Consider the following 20,346-nt stretch of genomic DNA (forward strand, 5'->3'; position numbering starts at 1 on the left):
AACCCGGAAGCTAAGCCTCTCAGCGCCGATGGTACTGCAGGGGGGACCCTGTGGGAGAGTAGGACACCGCCGGACTTCTTCTAAGACGAAATGGCCACCCAACGCTGGGTGGCTATTTCGCATATACGGACACAATTCGTCGCTCCAGGCGTCGATCGAACCTCTTGCGAGGCGAGATCGGCGCCTTTTGCGTTGGTGGGCGCCGTTCGAGCAACGGATAGGGTCGGTGCGTGAGCGGGTTTCAAGGACATGTACCTGGAAGCCGTGACTACCGCCGGCTTCTCGTGGGGCTGTTCTTCGGGGGCGTGGCGACGTTCGCGCAGCTGTACGCGACGCAGGCCCTGCTCCCGCAGATCGCCGCGGACACCGGGAGCGACCCCGCGACGGCGGCGCTGACCGTTTCCGCTTCCACTCTCGGGCTGGCGGTGGCGGTCCTGCCGTGGTCGCTCGTCGCGGATCGGCTGGGCCGTGTCCCCGCCATGGCGGGGGGAGTGATCGCCGCGACCCTGTTGGGTGCGGCGGCGGCGTTCTCTCAGGACATCACCGTCCTCCTCGCGCTGCGTCTGCTCGAGGGAGCCTCCTTGGGGGCCGTGCCCGCGGTCGCACTCGCCTACCTGAGTGAAGAGGTGGCCCCACGGCATGTCGCTGCGGCGGCGGGCGCCTACATCGCGGGTACGACCGTGGGAGGCCTCAGCGGGCGGCTCGTCTCGGGCCCGATCGGTGAGGTCGCGGGATGGCGGTGGGGCGTGGCATCCGTGATTCTTCTGTGCGCGGTCGCGGCAGCGATGTTCCTGCTCCTGGTCCCCGCCGCGCGCGGGTTCGTTCCGGGCCGGATGCGTTCACGTCCGGGACCGTCGGTGATGTCGCGTCTGCGCGTCAACCTCCGGTCGCCGACCCAGTTGGCGCTCTACGCGCAAGGCTTTCTGCTGATGGGGGCCTTCGTGGCGGTGTACAACTACCTCGGCTTCCACCTCACCGAACCTCCGTTCGCGCTCTCGCCCGCGGTCGTGACGCTCCTCTTCCTGGCCTACCTGGCCGGGACCGTATCCTCGCCTCGCGCGGGCGCCGTCGCCGTCCGGCGCGGACGCTTCCCCGTGCTCCTCGCCTCGGTCGCGATCACCGCGGTCGGCGCGGCGCTCATGGCGGTGCCGTCGACGATCGTGGTCGTCGTGGGTCTCGTCGTGTTCACTGCCGGCTTCTTCGCCGCGCACTCGGTGGCATCCGGGTGGACGCCGGTCGCGGCGGAGCCCGATGCGCGTGCACAGGCATCCTCGCTGTACTACCTCGGCTACTACGGCGGGTCCAGCCTCTTCGGCTGGTTGCTCGGAGTGGTCTTCACGACGATCGGGTGGACGTGGTTCGTGGGCTCCGTGATCGCGATGTGCGCGATCGCAGCGATGCTCGCGTGGGCGGCACTGCGCCCGCCCCGTGTGTCCTGAGGCGAGGTTCGCGCGGATCCGGGTCAATCCCTCACCACGATGTCGTGCAACCCGACTAGCGTCGGTACGACGACATGAGGAGGTCGCGAGTGGACGACGCCGACGAGCTGACGACAGCACGGACGCCGGAGGACGGTATCGACAGCAGCATCACGGGCGACGAGGCCGGGGAGCCGGTGGCCGAGATCAGCTACGACGAACAGCGGTACCCTGCGCGCCCTCGCCGTCTGCGTCCGCGCGATCAGTTCCGTGGCGGCACGCTGCGTCGGTTCCTCACGGATCCGCGCAACGCGAATGGCGGCAATCCGTCGTACGTCGAGTGGCTCGTCCGGCAGTCGATGCTCAAGGATGCCGACGTGCTCAGCCGGCAGCTGTCGGGACAGCCGTCGATGTGGCGCAATCCTTACGCGCGTCCGGATGCGCGGCGGGCGATCGAGTCCACGGACGTCTGGTTCACCGCCTACCCGATCTCGCTCATGGCGCGACCGGGGGAGTCCTTCCTGGACGCGCTCGGCGACGAGGCGCTGTGGGAGGCCTTCGAGTGGGTCGGGATCAACGGCATCCACACCGGACCCGTCAAGCGAGCGGGGGGAATCAGCGGATGGCAGGAGACCCCCAGCGTCGACGGGCACTTCGACCGCATCAGTACCCAGATCGATCCCGAGTTCGGCGATGAGAACGCCTTCCGTCGCATGGCCGACGTGGCCGAGGCGCACGGCGGCAGCGTGATCGACGACATCGTGCCCGGCCACACCGGCAAGGGCGCGGACTTCCGTCTCGCGGAGATGGCCTACAAGGACTACCCGGGGATCTACCACATGGTCGAGATCCCCCGCGAGGATTGGGGCCTTCTCCCGGAGGTCCCGGCCGGTCGGGACTCGGTGAACCTCGATGCCGACACGGAGCGCGAACTGAGCGCCCGCGGCTACATCATCGGTGAGCTGCAGCGCGTCATCTTCTACACGCCCGGGGTGAAGGAGACCAACTGGAGTGCCACGGCGCCGGTGGTCGGCACGGACGGACTCGAACGTCGCTGGGTGTACCTGCACTACTTCAAGGAGGGCCAGCCGTCCATCAACTGGCTGGACCCCACCTTCGCGGGCATGCGTCTGGTGATCGGCGACGCGCTCCACTCCCTCGGTGACCTCGGCACGAGTGCGTTGCGGCTGGATGCGAACGGGTTCCTCGGAGTCGAGAAGAGCGCGGAGGGACTGCCGGCGTGGTCGGAGGGCCATCCGCTCTCGCACGCCGCGAACCACATCATCGCGGGGATGGTGCGCAAGGTGGGCGGCTTCACCTTCCAGGAGTTGAACCTCACGATGGAGGACATCCGCGACACCGGGGCTGTGGGCGCGGATCTGTCCTACGACTTCGTCACGCGTCCCGGCTATCAGCACGCCCTCGCGACCGCCAACACCGAGTTCCTGCGGCTCGCGCTCACCACAGCGTTGGAGACCGGTGTCGAACCCGCGCAGTTGGTCCACGGGATGCAGAACCACGACGAGCTGACGTACGAGCTGGTCCACTGGGCCACGACTCACCGCGACACCGTCTACCCGTTCCGTCACGGCGAGTCGACGGGCGCGGAGATCGCCGAGACCGTGCGCGGCGAGCTCACGCAGTCCCTCACCGTCGACGCGGACTACAACCTCGTCTTCACGCAGAACGGCATCGCCTGCACGACGGCGTCCCTCATCGCCGCGACGCAGGGCAAGGCGACGCTCGACGACATCACCGAATCCGACGTCCCCGCGATCCGCGACGCGCATCTGCTGCTGGCGAAGTACAACTCCTGGCAGCCCGGTGTCTTCGCCCTCTCCGGTTGGGACCTCACGGGGTCGCTCACCGTTCCGGCGGCGGATGTCCATCACCTCATCTCCTCCGGTGACACTCGCTGGATCGAACGGGGAGCTCACGACCTGCTCGACGTGGCTCCGGAGGCGTCGACCTCCGCCTCGGGGATGCCGCGCGCCCGCTCGCTGTACGGATCCCTCGCCCGTCAGCAGGCTGACCCGGAGTCCTTCCTCGCCGGGCTCCGCGACATCCTCCGGATCAGGAGCGAGAACGAGATCGCCGTGGCCTCCCAGGTCGACATCCCGCAGGTGGGGCATCCCAGCATGCTCGTCATGGTGCATCGCCTCGACGGCGGCGATCGCCGCCGGGAGGATGCGCCCCTGCAGATCACCGTGCTCAACTTCTCGGGCGAGAGCATCGAGGGGACGGTGCGTTCGGAGTGGCTGGTTCCGCAGAGCACCGCGGTGGATGCCGCGACGGGAGACGTCGTGGGGCGCGTCGACGAGCTGCAGAGCTTCGCGCTCGAACTGGGACCCTACGCCGGCCTCTTCCTGCGGCTCCAGGCGCCGGAGCCGACGGAGGGCTGACCGGGGGCGCGTGTCGGGGGTCTCGCCTACGCTTCGGGCATGAGCGAACGGGCCCCCTGCCTCGTGCCCGCGTGCGGTGCCGTCGCGGCGCCGGATGCTCCATTGCGTATGTGCGAGGAACACCTGATGGTCGCCGCGGAATGGGTGGGGCGCCGCGACGGAGTCGCCGACGTCCTGCCGACGCCGTGCCTGTTGTGCGGTTCACGGTGGGGTGTCCGCTGGCCGAGCGGATGGCTCTGCGGCGTGTGCGAATGGCGCCACGGCGAGCCCGTGGACGGTGAGCTGCCCCCACCCCGTGTCGACGTGGTCTACTACCTGCGGTTCCGAGATCGCGTGAAGATCGGCACGAGCGCTCAGCCCCGGCAGCGACTTCGGGCGATCCGCCACGAGGAGCTTCTCGCGTTCGAACGGGGCGACCGGTCGGTCGAGAGGCGCCGACACGCGCAGTTCGCCGCCGAGCGGCTGGGCGGGTCGGAGTGGTTCGCCCTGAGCGAGGCCCTCGGCACGCACATCGACTCGCTCTCCGCAGGCGTGGACGACCCCTGGAACCTGTTCGCGCGGTGGACGAGCGAGGCGTTCGCTCGGCGCGGCTGAGCCTCCCGCGACACAGGAGACTCAAAGCCGGCGGACTTAGCGTGATGTCCCCGGACACCGGAGGCACTCATGGGTTTCCTCGATCGACTCTTCGGCGGCCGCGAGGACCAGCGCCGTCCGTCTGTTCCGTCGCAGCCGCCGTCGTCGGCGAGCGGTTTCCGCGACGTGGACGGTCGCTATTCCCCGCCGCCCCCGCCCGGGACCGCGGGCTCGGGATCCGTGCCGGCGGGTGACGACGCGCGGGCGCTCGAACGGTATCGGTATCTCCTTCGGACGGCGCCGCCCGAGACCGTCGAGCAGGTCCACGCGGAGGCGTTCGCGCAGTTGACGCCGAGTCAGCGGCAGCAGGTCCTCCAGGAGCTCTCGTCCGGGCTGCCCGCATCGGAGCGTCCGGTCGGCGACGACCCGGCGTCGCTCGCCCGCGCGGCGACGCGGGCCGAGTACACCCGGCCGGGCTTCATGGAACGCACGTTCGGGGGCCGCTCGTTCGGCGGCGGCGGCGTGGGCGGGCCGGGATTCGGGTCGATGCTCGGCGCCTCCATGCTCGGCACGATCGGAGGATACGTGATCGGGTCCGCGCTCGTCGGATCGCTCTTCGACCCCGGCTATGCCGCGGGCTTCGAGGACGGCATGGCGGCGGACGGTGGCGACGCGGCATCGTTCGACGATCCGGGGGTGTCCGACGCCGCCGGGTTCGGAGACTTCGGGGGAGACTTCGGGGGCGATTTCGGAGGCGACTTCGGCTTCTGACCTCCGCGGCGCGGGCGACCCGCCGCCCGGTCGGACGACGGAAGCCGCGTCGCGGCATGCGCCGCGTGGGCACCATGCGTGCGGGGGCCTCGCGCGCTAGGGTCGAGGCCATGTCCGGCTCGTCGCCGAGCGAGCGGCTCGGTCTTCACCGCAGCCTGCTGACCAGCCAGCTGCTGCAGGCCGCTGCCACGGTGCTCGCCGTCGCCGTCACTCTCGTGCTCGGGCAGATTCAGGATGTCAGCCTGTTCGTCGCGGGCGCCGGAATGATCTTCGTCTGCGCGGCGATCGTCGTCCTCTCGCCGCGCGATGATCTGCCGCCGTGGCTGGTTCTCATCGCTCCCGTCGTGGACGTGGCGGCGATCGGGCTGATGCGCGAGAGCGCTCCGGTCGCGGGCGTCGGTCTGCTCTGGGCGTTTCCCGCGATCTGGATCGGATCGGCGTTCGGCGTCCGGGGGGTCGTCGGTGTGACGGCCGCCGTGTCGGCGATCATCACCTACCAGGCGTTCGACGAGATGCAGCGCGTCGCCGCGTCGACCTTCGTACTGCCGTTCACGCTCGCGGCGCTGGCGACGATGTCGCATTTCGCGGCCACGCGCACCCGTGCGCAGCGATCGTTGCTCGAGAAGCAGTCGGCCGAGCTGCGGCGTTCCCTCGAGCGCTCGCGTCGGCAGGAGGACCTGGTCACCGAGGTTCTGGACGCGGTGGACTTCGGCGTCATCCGTATCACGGCCGACGGCGAGTACTCGGTGAGCAACGAGGCGCACGCGCGGCTGCAGGCCGGTGCAGGGAGCCTCGGATCCGCGACCTCGGCGTACGCGGCTGACGGCATCACGCCGCTCGGCGCGGACGAGACGCCGTTCGCCCGCGCCCGCGCCGGCGAGTCGTTCGAGGGCGAGCTCGTCTGGTTCGGGACCCCCGGCGACGATCGCCGCGCCCTGAGCGTGACGGCACGTCATCTCCCGGCCCGCGACGGTGTCGGCCCGGGGAGCGTCGTCGTCTCCCGCGACGTCACGACCGAGGAACTGGCGCTCCGCGCCCGCGAAGACCTGGTGGCCAGCGTCTCGCACGAGCTGCGGACGCCGCTGACCTCGATCATCGGCTACCTCGAGCTCGCTCTCGACGACGACGATCTTGCGGACACGACCCGGGAACAGCTCGAGATCGCGGAGCGCAATGCGAGCCGCCTGCGCGAGCTCGTCGCCGACATCCTTGCGATGTCCGCGGCCTCGCGGCACGGCATCGGATTCGCGCTCGAGAAGGCCGAGACGGACGTCGCCGACATCGTCGAGAGCGCCGTGACCTCGGTGGCGCCGCGCGCGGTGGCGCACGGCATCCGGATCGACGCGTCCGGCGTGCGTTCGTGCCCCGCTTTCGTCGATGCCCACCGTCTGCGCCAGGTCGTCGACAACCTGCTGTCCAACGCGGTGAAGTACAACACCCGCGGCGGTGTCGTGGTGGTGTCCGTCGAGCGCGAGGCCGACACCGTGCTCGTCACCGTCGCCGACGACGGGCCCGGGATCTCTCCCAGCGAGCAGGGCCGCATCTTCGAGCGCTTCTTCCGCGCGGATGCCGTGCGGAACTCGAGCGTTCACGGCAGCGGACTGGGCCTGGCGATCAGCCGCGACATCGCGCGCGCCCACGGCGGCGACATCGCGATGATGACCGAGCCGGGGGCCGGGTCCGTCTTCACCGTGCGTCTGCCCCAGAAGGAAGGAGCCGTGCCATGGTCTTCGACGTCCTGAGCCTGCAGACCGCGTCGTCCCTGGTGATCCTGGTGTCGGCGGTGATGTACCTGCTGGACACGCTCATGCTGCGCGACGCGCTCCCGGGTCGGCTGTGGGCGACGGCGTTCCTGGCCGGGGTGCTGTCCTCGGTCTGCTACCTGGTCTGGATCTCCGTTCCCGGAGCGTTCATCGCCCTCGCGCTGGGCAACGGCGCCTTCGTCGCGGCGACCTCGTTCATCTGGCTGGGCAGCGTGGCCTTCAACGGCCGGCCGCTGAGGATCCCGATCATCATCACCGCGGTGGCTCTGGTGGCGGTCGTGGTGCTCGCACTCGTCGACGGTCCCGCGGCGGGGGACTGGGCGGGAGCGGTGCCGCTGTTCCTCGCCAATGCGCTGTTCGCGGTGCTCGGGGCGATCGAAACGCGGCGCGGCGCCATCGGGCGACGATGGAGCGCGGCGGCGTTGACGACGGTCCTGGCGATCGAAGCGATCTGGTTCTTCGTCCGCACGATCGTCTTCGTCGCGCAGGGACCGGACAGCCCGGTGTTCCTGACGTATTTCGGCACGAGCGTCTCGGCCTTCCTGACGATGTCGCTGGTCGTCGCCGCCGTCGTGGTCACCTCCGTTCTCCGGACCAGCGAATCCGCGCTGCGCGGCAACCCCGAGACCCGTCAGCTCGTCGTCGACCGCAACGGCGTCCTGCTGCGCGAGTCGTTCGGCGCGGTCGTCACGATCCTGGTCGCCCGCGCCCGCGCGGCCGGCGAGGACATGTGCGTCATCGGCATCCGGGTCGATGATCTGCGCCGCGTGGCGACCGCGTTCGGTCCGGAGGAGGCGGAGGAGATGGCGCGGGCGTTCCGAGCGTCCGTGCGTCGGCACGCCCCGACGATGGCACTCGTGGGGGAGACGGATGCCACGGGCCTGTCCGTCGCGTTCTCGACGTCGATCGCCGTGGATCAGCGTCGGCTCGTGCGCGTGCTGCACGAGCGGGTCGTCGCGGACCTCACCGACCTCGGGACCTCCGTCGTGCCGGTGGTGGGGATCGGTGTGGCGCTCGCCTCGGTCGACGGGGCGGACGGTCCGACCCTCGTCGACCGGGCCGATGCCAACGCGAGTCGCGCGGCAGCGACGGGCGAACAGCCCTTCGGTCTCACCTCGGGCTGAAGCCCTCGCGATCAGTCCTCGTCCCGGGCGGCCACGAGGGCGTGCACGCGCGCACGGAGCTCTCGCGGACGGAACGGTTTCGTGAGGTAGTCGTCGGCGCCGGCCTCGCGGGCCAGCCGTTCCTCGGTGGCATCCACGCGGGCACTCACCATCAGGATGCGCGTCCGGCTGAACTCGCGGATGCGCCGTGCGGTCTCGAAGCCGTCGAGGCCGGGCATGCTCACGTCGAGGGTCGTCACCGCGGGGTCCGTGCGACGCACCGTGTCGATGCCGGTCAGCCCGTCGACGGCCGTGTGTACGACGAAACCCACCGGTTCGAGGGTCGCGGTGAGGAGCGATCGGATGTCGACGTCATCCTCGATGACGACCACGACGTTGGGATTCGGCATGATGACACTCTCGCCAACCGGTCGGAAGGCGCGGACGCGGCCTTGAGGGAAATCGTAGACCACCCCGGCTGCCAAGGCGCCCCCGCGCGTGCTGTGGCATCCTCGACGGGTGACCCTTCTCGCGCTGACCGGCGGAATCGCGTCGGGAAAGTCCACGATCTCCCGCATGCTCGCTGAGAAAGGCGCGGTGATCGTGGACGCGGACGCGATCGTGCGGGAGGTCCAGTCGCCCGGGTCGCCCGTGCTCGCCGCGATCGCCGCGGAGTTCGGCGACGAGGTCCTGATGCCCGACGGCTCCCTCGACCGACCGGCGCTGAGCGCACGGGTCTTCGGCGATCCCGAGAGGCTCGCCGCGTTGAACGCGCTGGTCCACCCGGCCGTGCGGGAGGAGTCGCAGCGGAGGTTCCGGTCGGCGCTGTCCGCCGACCCTGCCGCGGTGGTCGTGTACGACGTCCCGCTCCTCGCCGAGTCGCGCGGTACGGGTGAATGGGACCTCATCGTCGTCGCCGACGCCCCGGCCGAGATGCGGGTGCGGAGGCTGATCGAGCAGCGCGGTCTCTCCGAAGCGGACGCCCGCGCCCGGATCGCCGCCCAGGCCGGTGACGACGAGCGGCGGGCACTCGCGGACGTCGTCATCGACACCGCCGGCGACATGGATGCCACGCGACGCCAGGTGGACGAGTTGTGGGAACGGGTGGCGGTGCGCTGATCCGCTGCGGCGCGCTCGCGCACGGCGAACAGCTCGCCGCCCCGATGTCGGAGGCCCCGCCTACGCTGGAATCATGCAGGCCACACGTTCCGTCCGCCCCTTCGAGGTCGTCAGCGAGTACTCCCCGTCCGGCGATCAGCCGCAGGCGATCGCCGATTTGGCCGCGCGCATCAACGCCGGTGAGACGGACGTCGTGCTGCTCGGTGCCACCGGTACCGGTAAGTCCGCGACGACCGCCTGGCTGGTCGAGGCGGTGCAGCGGCCGACGCTGGTCCTCGCCCACAACAAGACCCTCGCGGCGCAGCTGGCGAACGAGTTCCGTGAGTTGATGCCCCACAACGCGGTCGAGTACTTCGTGTCGTACTACGACTACTACCAGCCCGAGGCGTACGTCCCGCAGACGGATACGTTCATCGAGAAGGATTCCTCGATCAATGCGGAGGTCGAGCGACTCCGCCACTCCACCACGAACTCCCTGCTGTCGCGTCGCGACGTCGTCGTGGTCTCGACGGTGTCGTGCATCTACGGCCTCGGTGCGCCCGAGGAGTACCTGCGGGCCATGGTCGCGTTGCAGGTGGGGGAGCGGTACGACCGCGACGCCCTCATCCGCAAGTTCATCGCGATGCAGTACAACCGCAACGACGTCGATTTCTCGCGCGGCAACTTCCGCGTGCGCGGCGACACGATCGAGATCATCCCGGTGTATGAGGAGTACGCGATCCGCATCGAGATGTTCGGCGACGAGATCGAAGCGCTGTACATGCTGCACCCGCTCACCGGAGACGTGGTGCAGAAGATGGACTCCGTGCCGATCTTCCCCGCCTCCCACTACGTCGCCGGCACCGATACCGTGCAGCGCGCGATCGGCACGATCGAGCACGAGCTCGCGGAGCGACTGAAGGAGCTCGAGTCGCAGAACAAGCTGCTCGAGGCTCAGCGTCTGCGGATGCGTACGACGTTCGACCTCGAGATGCTGCAGCAGCTGGGCTTCTGCTCGGGCATCGAGAACTACTCCCGCCACCTCGACGGGCGCAATGCGGGCGACCCGCCGCACACCCTGCTCGACTTCTTCCCCGACGACTTCCTGCTCGTCATCGACGAGTCGCATGTGACGGTCCCGCAGATCGGCGCCATGTACGAGGGCGACGCGTCGCGCAAGCGGACGCTCGTCGAGCACGGATTCCGGCTCCCGAGCGCGATGGACAACCGTCCGCTGCGGTGGGACGAGTTCAAGAACCGGATCGGCCAGACGGTCTACCTGTCGGCCACGCCCGGCCGTTACGAGATGGGGATCGCGGACGGCGTGGTCGAGCAGATCATCCGCCCGACGGGTCTCGTCGACCCCGAGATCGTCGTGAAGCCCTCGAAGGGGCAGATCGACGACCTGCTCGAGCAGATCCGGCTGCGCGTGGAGCGCGACGAACGTGTGCTGGTCACCACCCTCACCAAGAAGATGGCGGAGGAACTCACCGACTTCCTCGGCGAGCACGGGGTGCGCGTGCGCTACCTGCACTCCGACGTCGACACGCTCCGCCGCGTCGAGCTGCTCACCGAGCTGCGCGCGGGTGTGTACGACGTCCTCGTCGGCATCAACCTGTTGCGCGAAGGCCTCGACCTTCCCGAGGTGTCGCTCGTCGCGATCCTGGATGCCGACAAGGAGGGGTTCCTCCGCAGCGGGACGTCCCTCATCCAGACGATCGGTCGTGCGGCCCGCAACGTGTCGGGCGAGGTGCACATGTACGCCGACAAGATGACCGACTCGATGCAGAACGCGATCGAGGAGACGGAGCGGCGCCGAGAGAAGCAGATCGCCTACAACAAGGCGAACGGCATCGACCCGCAGCCGTTGCGCAAGAAGATCGCCGACATCACCGAGGTCCTGGCCCGCGAGGCATCGGACACTCGGAGTCTGCTGTCCCGCAACGACAAGGCGGGCAAGGGCAAGTCGCCGACACCTCAGCTGCGGCGGACGGGGATCGCCGCGGAGGGCGCCGATCAGCTCGAGTCCACGATCGCCGACCTCACGCAGCAGATGCTCGCGGCGGCGAGCGAGTTGAAGTTCGAGCTCGCGGGACGTCTGCGCGACGAGGTGCAGGACCTCAAGAAGGAACTGCGCGCCATGGAGCGCGCCGGCCACGCCTGAGCCGGGGAGTCCGGTGGAGCAGAGAGTCTCGCTGATCACGCTCGGCGTGGCGGACCTGGAGCGGTCGCTGGGGTTCTACGAGCGTCTCGGTTGGAGTCGGCACGCCGACTCGGTCGACCGTGAGGTCGCGTTCTTCGACGTCGGCGGAATGGTCGTCGCACTCTGGGGCCGCGAGGAGCTCGCCTCCGATTCGGCCGTCCCGGACGGTGGAGGGTGGGGCGGCGTCACTCTCGCGCACAACGTCCGCACACCGCGCGAGGTCGACGGCATCCTCGCCGACGCGGTGGCGGCCGGCGCGACACTCGGGCGCTCGGGCGCGCCGACCCCGTGGGGCGGATACTCGGGGGTGTTCGTCGATCCGGACGGTCATCCGTGGGAGGTCGCGGTCAACCCCGGCTGGCCCCTGGATGCCGACGGGCGACCGCAGCTCGCCTGACGGGCGGTGCCCGACCGGTCGCGGGGCCTCGGCCTTGTGCCCGGTCTCACGGGCAGTGCAGAAGGGGTTTCGGTCCCGACCGGTCGACGCTGTGCTCCGACATCGGGTGACCGCACAGGGGGCAGGGGCGCGCGGTGCGCACCGGTTCGGGCGTCGTCTCGTACGGACCGACCGATGCGGGACCGGCGACGCGGATCAGACGCGAGTTGATGTACTGGTACCACCCGCCGGCAGCCCGCACGCGTTCGCGCAGCGGGGGTCGGTCGGCATCCCTGTGTGCCATGATAATTAGTGTACTAAGTATTCGAGGAGGGTGCGTGGACGATCCGCTGCGTTTGGAGAACCAGGTGTGCTTCGCGCTCGTCACCGCCGCGCGCAACGTGGTGTCGATCTACCGCCCGGTCCTCGAGCCGCTCGGTCTCACGCATCCCCAATACCTCGTGATGCTCGCGCTCTGGGAGCGGGCGCCCCGGTCGCTCGGCGCACTGGCCGGGGAGCTCGCGATGGAGCCCGCGACGCTCTCTCCGCTGGTCAAGCGGCTCGAAGCGCAGGGGAGGGTGCGGCGTACGCGTCGCGTCGACGACGAGCGCGTCCTGGACATCGAGCTGACCGATGACGGCCGCGCGTTGCGGGAACGCGCCCTCGAGGTGCCCGCGCGGATCATGGAGCGGGTCGGCATCGACGAGAGCGCGCTCGTCGCGTTGCGCGACGGGCTCGCCCCGTTCGCGGGGCGTCTCGACTCCGCCGACTGAGGCGTTTCCCCCGCCCCGACCGCGGCCCGACCCACCTTCACGAGGGCCTCGCGGCCCACACGACGCGGTGCCGCACCTTCGCACACGTGTGCGCCGGAGGCGAACCCGGGACCGATGTCGGAGGGGGAACCTAGACTTGACGGGTGCCCATCGTTCCTGTCTCGTCTCCCGGAAACACCAGCGGAAAGCTCAGTGTTCGCGGTGCCCGCGTCCACAACCTGAAGAACGTCGACCTCGACATTCCGCGCGATTCGCTCGTGGTCTTCACCGGTCTCTCCGGGTCGGGGAAGTCGAGCCTGGCGTTCGACACCATCTTCGCCGAGGGGCAGCGCCGTTACGTCGAATCGCTGAGCGCGTATGCCCGCCAGTTCCTCGGCCAGGTCGATCGTCCGGACGTCGACTTCATCGAGGGTCTGAGCCCCGCGGTCTCGATCGACCAGAAGTCGACCAACCGCAATCCCCGGTCGACCGTGGGCACGATCACCGAGATCCACGACTACATGCGTCTGCTCTGGGCGCGCATCGGCGTGCCGCACTGTCCCGACTGCGGTGCTCCGATCCAGCGGCAGACGGTGCAGCAGATCGCCGACCAGCTCATGGAGCTCCCCGAGCGCACCCGCTATCAGATCGTCGCGCCGGTGGTGACCCAGAAGAAGGGCGAATTCGTCGACCTCTTCAAGGAGCTCAGCGCGAAGGGATACGCACGCGCCGTCGTCGACGGCGAACTCGTGCAGCTCGCCGAGCCGCCGACGCTGAAGAAGAGCTACAAGCACGACATCGCGGTCGTGGTCGACCGACTCGTGGCCTCCGGCGACATCCTGAGCCGCGTCACCGACTCGGTCGAGACGGCCCTCGGGCTCGCCGGCGGCATCATGCAGGTGAACTTCGTCGATGAGGAGGGGGATGCCGCCTGGCAGTCCTTCTCCGAGAAGCTCGCGTGCCCCAACGGGCATCCGCTGCAGCTGACCGAGATCGAGCCGCGGACATTCTCGTTCAATGCCCCGTTCGGCGCCTGTCCGGTGTGCTCCGGCCTCGGCACGCGCATGTCGGTCGACGTCGACCTCATGCTCGGCGACGAAGAACTCTCGATCCGCGACGGGGCGATCCTGCCGTGGACCACGCAGGGCAAGGGCCTGTTCCAGTACTACGAGCGGCTGCTCGAGGGGCTCGCCCGCGATCTCGACTTCTCGCTCGACACCCCGTGGCGCGACCTGTCGACGGACGTGCAGAACGCTGTTCTGCGCGGCGAGAACTACAAGGTCACCGTCAAGTGGAAGAACCGCTACGGGCGTGAGATGCGGTACTCGTCCGGCTTCGAGGGCGTCGTGCCCTACATCGAGCGACAGTATCTGCAGGCCGAGTCCGACGCGCAGCGTCAGCGGTGGTCGGAGTACCTGCGCGAGGTGCCGTGCGCGGTCTGCGACGGCGACCGTCTCAAGCCCGAGGTGCTCGCCGTGCTCGTCGACGGCACCTCGATCGCGGCGGCTTCCCGCATGAGCCTCGCCGATGCGCGCGAGTTCTTCTCGCAGCTCACGCTCACCGACCGTGAGGCGACGATCGCCGCGGCCGTCCTGCGCGAGATCCGGGCGCGCCTGGACTTCCTGCTGCAGGTCGGCCTGAACTACCTCAGCCTCGGTCGTGCCGCCGGCACGCTCTCGGGCGGCGAGGCGCAGCGCATCCGTCTCGCGACGCAGATCGGCTCGGGTCTGACCGGCGTCTTGTATGTGCTGGACGAGCCGTCTATCGGTCTGCACCAGCGCGACAACCGTCGGCTCATCCAGACGCTCGAGACGCTGCGCGACCTCGGCAACACGCTGATCGTGGTCGAGCACGACGAGGAGACGATCCACGCCGCCGACTGGGTCGTCGACATCGGACCGCGGGCGGGGGTGGACGGTGGCAACGTCGTGCACTCCGGGCCCCTGGCCCAGCTCCTCAGCGACGACCGATCGCTGACCGGCGCATACCTGTCGGGCCGTCGCTCGATCGAGGCCCCGAAGAAGCGCCGCAAGATCGACAAGAAGCGACAGGTCACGGTCGTCGGTGCGCGCGAGAACAACCTGCAGAACGTCACGGTCGACTTCCCGCTGGGGGTGCTGACGTCGGTGACCGGCGTGAGCGGTTCCGGCAAGTCGACGCTCGTCAACGGCATCCTGTACGAAGTGCTCGCCTCGAAACTCAACGGCGCACGTCGCGTGCCGGGCAAGCACACGCGCGTCACCGGGCTCGACAACCTCGACAAGGTCGTGCACGTCGACCAGGCGCCGATCGGCCGCACACCGAGGTCGAACCCCGCGACGTACACCGGTGTGTTCGACCGCATCCGCACCCTGTTCAGCGAGACACCCGAGGCCAAGGTGCGCGGCTACCAGGCCGGACGCTTCAGCTTCAACGTCAAGGGCGGCCGGTGCGAGGCGTGTTCGGGCGACGGCACCCTGAAGATCGAGATGAACTTCCTGCCCGACGTGTACGTCGACTGCGAGGTCTGCCACGGCAAGCGGTACAACCGCGACACCCTCTCGGTGCACTACAAGGGCAAGAACATCGCCGAGGTGCTCGAGATGCCGATCTCGGAGGCCGCGGAGTTCTTCGAGCCCATCCAGGCGATCCACCGGTACCTCAAGACGCTCGTCGACGTGGGCCTCGGCTACGTCCGGCTGGGTCAGTCGGCCACGACACTCTCGGGCGGCGAGGCGCAGCGCGTCAAGCTCGCGACCGAACTCCAGCGCCGCAGCAACGGCCGCTCGATCTACGTGCTCGACGAGCCGACCACGGGTCTGCACTTCGAAGACGTCTCGCTGTTGCTCAAGGTGCTCAACGGACTCGTCGACAAGGGCAACACCGTGATCGTCATCGAGCACAATCTCGACGTGATCAAGAGTTCGGACTGGGTCATCGACCTCGGTCCCGAGGGCGGTGCCGGCGGCGGCACGATCGTCGCGACCGGAACACCCGAGCAGGTCGCGACCGTGACCGAGAGCCACACGGGCGCGTTCCTCGCGGAACTCCTCGAGACCGGTCGCACCGGCGCGCAGCGCAACACCGCCGAGCGCGAGCCGGAACTGGCCCGCGCGGGAGTCTGATCCGTGGCGGCCCGAGAGCGGCTGTCGCAGCTGCCCTACCGCCCCAAGGCGGGGGAGATCCCGACCAACCCGGGGGTCTACCGCTTCCGGGATGCGGAGGGGCGCGTGCTGTACGTCGGCAAGGCGAAGAACCTCCGTGCGCGCCTGTCGAACTACTTCGCACCGCTGTACTCGTTGCACGAGCGCACCCGCCGGATGGTGACGACCGCGACCTCGGTCGAGTGGACCGTGGTGCCGAGTGACGTCGACTCGCTGCAGCTCGAATACATGTGGATCAAGGAGTTCGATCCGCCGTTCAACGTGCGCTATCGCGACGACAAGTCCTACCCGTTCATGGCGATCACCCTCGCCGACGAGGCGCCTCGGGTCATCGTCACGCGCAATCCGAAGATCCGCGGAGCAAAGTACTTCGGGCCGTACCCGAAGGTCTGGGCGGTGCACGACACGATCGACCTGATGATCAAGGTGTTCCCGATCCGCACGTGCAGCGACTCGTCGTACAAGAAGGCGATGCAATCGGGGCGGCCCTGCTTCCCGGGGCAGATCGGGCGCTGCGGCGGACCGTGCTCGATGAAGGTGACGATCGAGGAGCACCGCGCGATCGTCGACGACTTCGTGGCCTTCATGTCGGGCGGCGACCAGCGTTTCACGAAGGCGCTCACCGCTCGGATGATGGAGGCCTCGGCGGCCATGGACTATGAGGCCGCCGCACGGTATCGCGACAAGCTGCAGGCCATCGACGCCGTGCTCGGCAAGAGCGCCCTGGTGCTCCCGGCCGATACGGATGCCGATCTCTTCGGCATCGCCGAGGACGAGCTGGCGGCGACCGTTCAGCACTTCGTGGTGCGCGGCGGTCGTGTCCGAGGGGTGCGGGCGACCACGATCGAGAAGGAGATCGACATCTCCGGCGCCGATCTCGTCGATCAGGTGGTGCAGCGGACGTACGGCGACGCCGCGGCCGCCGACATCCCCCGGCAGGTGCTCGTGCCGGAGCTGCCGGACGACGCCGCTCAGCTGGAGGCGTGGCTGCGCGACCGACGCGGTCGGCCCGTGTCGGTGCAGGTCGCCCAGCGCGGACCGAAGGCCGACCTGCTGAAGACCGCGACGCTCAACGCGCAGCAGGCGCTCATGCTCCACAAGACGCGCCGCACGAGCGACTACGTCGCCCGCTCGCAGGCGCTCACCGATCTGCAGGAGGCCCTGGGGCTCGCCGAGGCGCCGCTGCGCATCGAGTGCTACGACGTCTCTCATCTGTCGGGCACCAATGTCGTGGCATCCATGGTCGTCTTCGAGGACGGGTTGCCGCGCAAGGACCAGTACCGCTCGTTCGGCGTCGCCGAGACCACCGACGACACCGACTCGATGTACCAGGTGCTCACGCGCCGGCTGGCCTACCTCGACAGGCCCGACGACGACGAGCGCGAGACGCTCGGGGGAGCGATCGTCGCGGATGCCGAGAGCCCCGAGGCGACGGCGGACGGCGAGGTGGTGACCACGCGCAAGCGCCCGCGGTTCGCGTATCGTCCGCAACTGCTCGTCGTCGACGGCGGTCAGCCGCAGGTCGCCGCGGCGGCGCGCGCCCTCGCCGACGCGGGCCACGAGGAGATCGCCCTGTGCGGCATCGCCAAGCGGCTCGAAGAGGTGTGGCTGCCGGGGGAGGACTACCCGGTCATCCTTCCGCGCACGTCGGAGGCGCTGTATCTGCTGCAGAGACTCCGTGACGAGGCGCACCGGTTCGCGATCACGCATCAGCGCAAGCGGCGCAAGCGCGACATCTCGAGTGTGCTGACGGAGGTCCCGGGCCTCGGAGACGCCCGCATCAAGGCCCTCCTGCGGCACTTCGGTTCGGTCACGGCGCTGAAGAACGCCTCTCCCGATGAGATCATGGCGCTGCCCGGCATCGGCCCGACCCTGGCCGAGGCCATCCACGCGCGCCTGGCTCGCTAGGCTGGAACCCCCGACGGAAGGGCGAATCATGCAGGCGGCACGGGATGCGCCCGGCGAGGTGCTGATCGTCACGGGGATGTCGGGCGCGGGCCGTTCCACGGTCGCCAACGCCCTGGAGGATCTCGACTGGTACGTGGTCGACAACCTTCCCCCGCGGATGCTGCGGCCGCTCCTCGACCTGACGGAGCGCGCCGCCGGCGCGGTCCCGAAAGTGGCCGTCGTGGTGGACGTCCGCGGACGTTCGCTGTTCGGCGACCTTCCCGAGGCGATGCGCGCGCTGCAGGCCGACGGTCAGGTGCGCGTGGTCTTCCTGGATGCCTCGGACGCGGTGCTCGTGCGGCGGTTCGAGGCCGTGCGTCGTCCTCATCCTCTCCAGGGCGACGGCACCATCCTCGACGGCATCCGGCGCGAGCGCGAACGGCTGACCCCCCTGCGGGAAGCGGCCGACGTCGTCATCGACACCTCGTCGTACAACGTCCACCAACTGTCGATCCGCACGGTCGAGCTGTTCGGCGAAGAAGGCGCGGCCCGGCACACCGTCACCCTCATGAGCTTCGGGTTCAAGTACGGCCTGCCCACGGACGTCGATCTCGTCGCCGACATGCGATTCCTGCCGAACCCGTTCTGGAACGAGGATCTGCGGACGCTGACGGGAGAGGATCCCGCGGTGCGGGAGTACGTGCTCGGTCAGGAGGGCGCGACCGAGTTCCTCGACGCCTACGCCGCGGCGATGCGGCCCGTCCTCGCGGGGTACGAGCGCGAGAACAAGCGGCACTCGGTCATCGCGATCGGCTGCACGGGCGGGAAGCACCGATCGGTCGTCATGGTCCGCGAGCTGGCCGCCCGCCTCGGCGACCTGCCCGGTGTCGCGGTCCGTGTGACTCACCGAGACCTCGGCCGCGAGTAGGCTGTACCCTCGTCCCCGCCGCTTCGACAGCCTCACCCGTGCTGTCCCGAGCGCTGCCCCATCGTCCTGAACCGAGGAGAACCGTGCCGCTGACCGCCGACGTGAAGGCCGAGCTGATCACCGTACGCGACCCGCGTCCGACGGCGCGCGTCGCCGAGCTCACGGCGATCCTGCGCTTCTCGGGTGGCCTGCACTCGATCGCGAACCGCGTGGCCGTCGAAGCCGAACTGGACTCGGACATCCTCGCCCGTCGCGTGGCCCGCGATCTCATGGAGCTGTACGGCGTCCGCCCCGAACTGCACCACGTGCAGGGTTCGGGAGGGCGCACCGGCGGTCACTTCGCGGTCCGGGTCATCGAGGCCGGTGAGACGCTCGCCCGGCAGACCGGGCTCCTCGACCAGCGTCGCCGCCCCGTCCGGGGCCTCCCCAACAAGCTCACCACCGGTTCGCGTCCCGACCTCAGTGCCATCTGGCGCGGCGCGTTCCTCGCCAGCGGCTCGCTCAGCGACCCGGGCCGCTCCGCGGCGCTCGAGATCTCGTGCCCGTCCTCCGAGGCGGCCATGGCGCTCGTCGGAGCCGGTCATCGCATCGGCATCCCCGCCAAGGCGCGTGAGGTGCGGGGCGTGCCGCGCGTCGTCGTGCGCGACGGCGAGGCGATCCGTGGTGCCCTGTACGAGATGGGTGCCCGTCGCACCGCGGGGGAGTGGGACCAGATGCGTCAGCGCCGCGAGGTGCGCGCGGGCGTGAATCGCCTCGTCAACTTCGACGACGCCAACCTCCGTCGCTCCGCGCAGGCCGCCGTGGCCGCGTGCGCCCGTGTCGAGCGCGCGCTCGAGATCCTCGGCGACGAGGTCCCCGCACACCTGCAGCAGGCCGGCGAACTGCGCCTGGCCCACCGCGACGCGAGCCTGGACGAGCTCGGCCATCACGCCGACCCGCCGCTGACGAAGGACGCCGTCGCCGGTCGGATCCGGCGCCTGCTGGCGATGGCCGACAAGAAGGCGGAGGTCGAGGGGATCCCCGGCACCGAGTCCGCGGTGCCGGTCGGCGCCGACGACTAGCCCGTACGAGCCCGATGACGAACGGATGCCATGATCCATGGCATCCGTTTTCGTTATCCCTCGTCATTCGGGGAAGCAACCCCGTGGTCCGTGCGTTGCCGCTCAGTAGGATGAACACGTCACCCTCGCTGCGCCGAGGCTTCGGTGCAGCGCCGATTCGGAAGTAGAGAACATGGCGAAGTACACGCTGCCCGAACTGCCCTACGACTACTCCGCGCTGGAGCCGCACATCAGCGCGACCATCATGGAGCTGCACCACAGCAAGCACCACCAGACGTACGTCAACGGCGCGAACACCACGCTCGACCTCCTCGCCGAGGCGCGCGAGAAGGGCGATTTCGCGAACATCAACCGTCTGCAGAAGGACCTCGCGTTCAACCTCGGCGGTCACACCAACCACTCGATCTTCTGGACCAACCTCTCGCCCAACGGTGGCGACAAGCCCACCGGCGACCTCGAGGCGGCGATCGACGACCAGTTCGGCTCGTTCGACGCCTTCCGCGGTCAGTTCACCGCGGCGGCCCTCGGCGTGCAGGGCTCGGGCTGGGCGGGTCTGTTCTGGGACTCGATCGGTCAGAACCTGCTCATCCAGCAGTTCTTCGACCAGCAGGGTCAGATCGTCGCCGGCACCGTCCCGCTGCTGCTCCTGGACGTGTGGGAGCACGCGTACTACCTCGACTACAAGAACGTGCGTGCGGACTACGTGAAGGCGTTCTGGAACATCGCCAACTGGGCCGATGCGCAGGAGCGCTTCGCGGCCGCCCGTGAGAAGACCACGGGTCTGCTGGTACTGTCGTAAACGGCGTGGGCGTCCCGACGGGACACCCCGTCGGGACGCCGTTGTCCGCCAGCGAACACCGCAATCACG

General features: G+C 69.3%; 17 protein-coding genes and 1 rRNA gene. 16 read left to right on the forward strand and 2 right to left on the reverse strand.

Annotation, left to right across the window (positions count from 1 at the left end; translation table 11 throughout):
* The 7 genes from rrf to BGO45_RS00035 form a co-directional block, all read left to right on the forward strand.
* Nucleotides 1-75: ribosomal RNA gene (rrf, locus tag BGO45_RS00005) — 5S ribosomal RNA — on the forward strand; the annotation flags it as partial.
* A 155-nt stretch (nt 76-230) separates the two neighbouring features.
* Nucleotides 231-1,439 (forward strand): MFS transporter, encoded by a 1,209-nt coding sequence (locus tag BGO45_RS00010; protein WP_292689725.1) that lies wholly within the window; start codon nt 231-233, stop codon nt 1,437-1,439.
* A 74-nt stretch (nt 1,440-1,513) separates the two neighbouring features.
* Complete coding sequence (gene treS, locus BGO45_RS00015; RefSeq protein ID WP_292689727.1) at nt 1,514-3,820, forward strand: maltose alpha-D-glucosyltransferase; 2,307 nt, start codon at nt 1,514-1,516, stop codon at nt 3,818-3,820.
* Between the two features lie 39 nt (nt 3,821-3,859).
* Nucleotides 3,860-4,414 (forward strand): GIY-YIG nuclease family protein, encoded by a 555-nt coding sequence (locus tag BGO45_RS00020; RefSeq protein ID WP_292689729.1) that lies wholly within the window; start codon nt 3,860-3,862, stop codon nt 4,412-4,414.
* A 69-nt stretch (nt 4,415-4,483) separates the two neighbouring features.
* Nucleotides 4,484-5,164, forward strand: a complete 681-nt coding sequence (locus BGO45_RS00025) for a hypothetical protein (RefSeq protein WP_292689730.1) — start codon at nt 4,484-4,486, stop codon at nt 5,162-5,164.
* Between the two features lie 110 nt (nt 5,165-5,274).
* Nucleotides 5,275-6,906 (forward strand): cell wall metabolism sensor histidine kinase WalK, encoded by a 1,632-nt coding sequence (locus BGO45_RS00030; RefSeq protein WP_292689732.1) that lies wholly within the window; start codon nt 5,275-5,277, stop codon nt 6,904-6,906.
* Nucleotides 6,888-8,051, forward strand: a complete 1,164-nt coding sequence (locus tag BGO45_RS00035) for a hypothetical protein (protein WP_292689734.1) — start codon at nt 6,888-6,890, stop codon at nt 8,049-8,051. The genes BGO45_RS00030 and BGO45_RS00035 overlap by 19 nt, the downstream gene beginning before the upstream one ends.
* Nucleotides 8,052-8,062: 11 nt before the next feature.
* Here the strand turns inward: BGO45_RS00035 and BGO45_RS00040 are convergent, their stop codons facing one another.
* Nucleotides 8,063-8,440 (reverse strand): response regulator, encoded by a 378-nt coding sequence (locus BGO45_RS00040; RefSeq protein WP_292689736.1) that lies wholly within the window; start codon nt 8,438-8,440, stop codon nt 8,063-8,065.
* 109 nt (nt 8,441-8,549) lie between these two features.
* Here BGO45_RS00040 and coaE point away from each other — a divergent pair, with 109 nt between their 5' ends.
* From coaE to BGO45_RS00055, 3 genes are all read left to right on the forward strand, one after another.
* Nucleotides 8,550-9,149, forward strand: a complete 600-nt coding sequence (coaE, locus tag BGO45_RS00045; RefSeq protein ID WP_292689737.1) for a dephospho-CoA kinase — start codon at nt 8,550-8,552, stop codon at nt 9,147-9,149.
* A 73-nt stretch (nt 9,150-9,222) separates the two neighbouring features.
* The gene (gene uvrB / locus BGO45_RS00050) at nt 9,223-11,292 is read left to right on the forward strand and encodes an excinuclease ABC subunit UvrB (RefSeq protein ID WP_292689739.1); all 2,070 of its coding nucleotides are present in this window, start codon (nt 9,223-9,225) and stop codon (nt 11,290-11,292) included.
* 13 nt (nt 11,293-11,305) lie between these two features.
* Entirely contained in the window at nt 11,306-11,728 is a 423-nt protein-coding gene (locus BGO45_RS00055; protein ID WP_292689741.1) for a VOC family protein, read from the forward strand.
* Between the two features lie 46 nt (nt 11,729-11,774).
* Here BGO45_RS00055 and BGO45_RS00060 read toward each other — a convergent pair whose 3' ends face one another.
* On the reverse strand, nt 11,775-12,011 hold the full coding sequence (locus tag BGO45_RS00060) for a hypothetical protein (protein WP_076490624.1): 237 nt from the start codon (nt 12,009-12,011) through the stop codon (nt 11,775-11,777).
* A gap of 34 nt (nt 12,012-12,045) precedes the next feature.
* Here BGO45_RS00060 and BGO45_RS00065 point away from each other — a divergent pair, with 34 nt between their 5' ends.
* The 6 genes from BGO45_RS00065 (at nt 12,046) to BGO45_RS00090 (ending at nt 20,277) form a co-directional block, all read left to right on the forward strand.
* Nucleotides 12,046-12,480 carry a MarR family transcriptional regulator gene (locus tag BGO45_RS00065; protein ID WP_292689746.1) on the forward strand — a complete coding sequence of 145 codons (435 nt, stop codon included), beginning with the start codon at nt 12,046-12,048 and terminating at the stop codon, nt 12,478-12,480.
* A gap of 143 nt (nt 12,481-12,623) precedes the next feature.
* Nucleotides 12,624-15,563, forward strand: coding sequence for an excinuclease ABC subunit UvrA (gene uvrA / locus BGO45_RS00070; protein WP_292689748.1), 2,940 nt, complete (start codon nt 12,624-12,626; stop codon nt 15,561-15,563).
* A gap of 3 nt (nt 15,564-15,566) precedes the next feature.
* Nucleotides 15,567-17,510, forward strand: coding sequence for an excinuclease ABC subunit UvrC (gene uvrC, locus BGO45_RS00075; protein WP_292689750.1), 1,944 nt, complete (start codon nt 15,567-15,569; stop codon nt 17,508-17,510).
* A 28-nt stretch (nt 17,511-17,538) separates the two neighbouring features.
* Nucleotides 17,539-18,417, forward strand: a complete 879-nt coding sequence (gene rapZ, locus BGO45_RS00080; RefSeq protein ID WP_292689752.1) for an RNase adapter RapZ — start codon at nt 17,539-17,541, stop codon at nt 18,415-18,417.
* Nucleotides 18,418-18,500: 83 nt separating this feature from the next.
* Nucleotides 18,501-19,478, forward strand: a complete 978-nt coding sequence (gene whiA / locus BGO45_RS00085; RefSeq protein WP_076490620.1) for a DNA-binding protein WhiA — start codon at nt 18,501-18,503, stop codon at nt 19,476-19,478.
* Between the two features lie 172 nt (nt 19,479-19,650).
* A complete protein-coding gene (locus tag BGO45_RS00090) occupies nt 19,651-20,277 on the forward strand; it encodes a superoxide dismutase (RefSeq protein WP_076490619.1) in 627 nt (208 codons plus the stop codon).
* Nucleotides 20,278-20,346: the final 69 nt, after the last annotated feature.

This window comes from Microbacterium sp. 71-36 (genome assembly GCF_001898305.1).
In the GTDB taxonomy this organism is placed as follows: Bacteria; Actinomycetota; Actinomycetes; order Actinomycetales; family Microbacteriaceae; genus Microbacterium.